Origin of the sequence: Intrasporangium sp. (assembly GCF_032907665.1) — a bacterium.
Lineage (GTDB): Bacteria > Actinomycetota > Actinomycetes > Actinomycetales > Dermatophilaceae > Intrasporangium.
The window spans coordinates 1-1,457 of the sequence record NZ_JAJJPG010000239.1; the positions used below are offsets into that span (position 1 = coordinate 1).

Annotated in this window: 2 protein-coding genes; both read left to right on the top strand. The window is 72.2% G+C overall.

Annotated features, from left to right (window positions below; translation table 11 throughout):
• Positions 1–757: SAM-dependent methyltransferase (locus LOY02_RS18820; RefSeq protein WP_317183896.1), on the top strand; the 757-nt coding region annotated here is incomplete at its 5' end.
• Positions 754–1,254, top strand: coding sequence for a nucleoside deaminase (locus LOY02_RS18825; protein ID WP_317183897.1), 501 nt, complete (start codon positions 754–756; stop codon positions 1,252–1,254). The genes LOY02_RS18820 and LOY02_RS18825, both read left to right, overlap by 4 nt.
• The last annotated feature ends 203 nt before the right edge of the window (positions 1,255–1,457 follow it).

A 1,457-nucleotide genomic window follows, 5' to 3' on the forward strand; every position in this document is an offset into this window, starting at 1 on the left:
CGCCGTGCCCGCACTTGACCACCTGACCAAGGACGAGTTCCCCCGGTCGGCGAAGTACGACGCGACGTGGCTCGTCGACCTCGACATGGGACCGCACCCGCTCTGGCTCCTCGAGGACCTCGCCCGCGACCTCGAGCTGCGGCCCGGCATGCGGGTCCTCGACCTCGGATCCGGCCTCGGTGCGACGTCGGTGTTCCTCGCCAAGGAGTACGGCGTGCGGGTCATCGCGGCCGACCTGTGGGTCGACCCCAGCGAGGCCGGCGAGGTCTTCCGGAAGGAGGGCGTCGACGACCGGATCCTGCCGATGCGGGTCGACGCCCACCAACTGCCGTTCGGACGCGGGTCGTTCGACGTGATCGTCAGCATCGACGCGTGGGAGTACTTCGGCACGGGCGACCACTATCCGCCCTACCTCGCGAAGTTCCTGAAGCCCGGCGGGCAGCTCGGCGTCGCGACTCCCGCCCTCACGACCGAGGTCCGCGAGCTCGGCGAGATCCCGGACCACATCGATCGCGTCGTGGGGGCCGAGTCCGCCGCCTGGCACACGGCCGAGTGGCTCCGCAGCCAATGGGAGTTCAGCCGGGCCTTCGCCTCGGTGAGCGCCCGGAGCCAGGCCGACGGCTGCGCCAACTGGCTGCTCTGGGAGCGGGCCGTGCTCGAGCTCAAGGGCCAGTCCAGCTCGCCGGTGCAGCAGATGCTCGAGGCCGACGCCGGTGCCTTCGTCACCTTCGCCCTCGTGACGGGGCGGGTGGCGTGAGCATCTCGGAGGTCGACCTCGAGCACCTCAGGCGGTGCGTGGCGCTTGCGCGCACGGCGCTCGAGGCGGGTGACGAGCCGTTCGGGTCCGTGCTCGTGTCAGGGGCGGGCGAGGTGCTCTTCGAGGACCACAACCACGTCGTCGCCGGCGACCCGACGCGGCATCCGGAGCTCGCCATCGCCCAGTGGGCAGGGGCGCACCTGTCTGGCCCGGAGCGAGCGGCTTGCACGGTCTACACCTCGGGCGAGCACTGCGCGATGTGCGCCGCCGCGCACGGCTGGGTCGGGCTCGGCCGGATCGTGTATGCCGTGAGCTCGGCCCAGCTCGGCGCGTGGCGGTCCGCGTGGGGCGCGGCCCCATCCCCCGTCACTCCCTTGGCCATCCGCGACGTCGTGCCGGGAGCCGTGGTCGAGGGGCCGGTCCCGGAGCTCGAGGACGAGCTGCGGGCCCTGCACGAGGCGTTCGCCCGCCGAAGCGGCGGGCCAGGTTCCTCCTGACCGAGCCCAGCGGCATACACCCGGCGTGTCCGCCACCGCAGCAACTCAGCCCCGGCTGAGTTCCGGAGGCGATTCCGCCCCCAGGGCCTCGCCAGTCCAGCCCCGGCTGAGTTCCGGAGGGAATTCCGCCCCCAAGGCCTCGCCAGTCCAGCCCCGGCTGAGTCGAAGCATCACTGATACGAGCTGGGTCAGGCGGCTCCTCG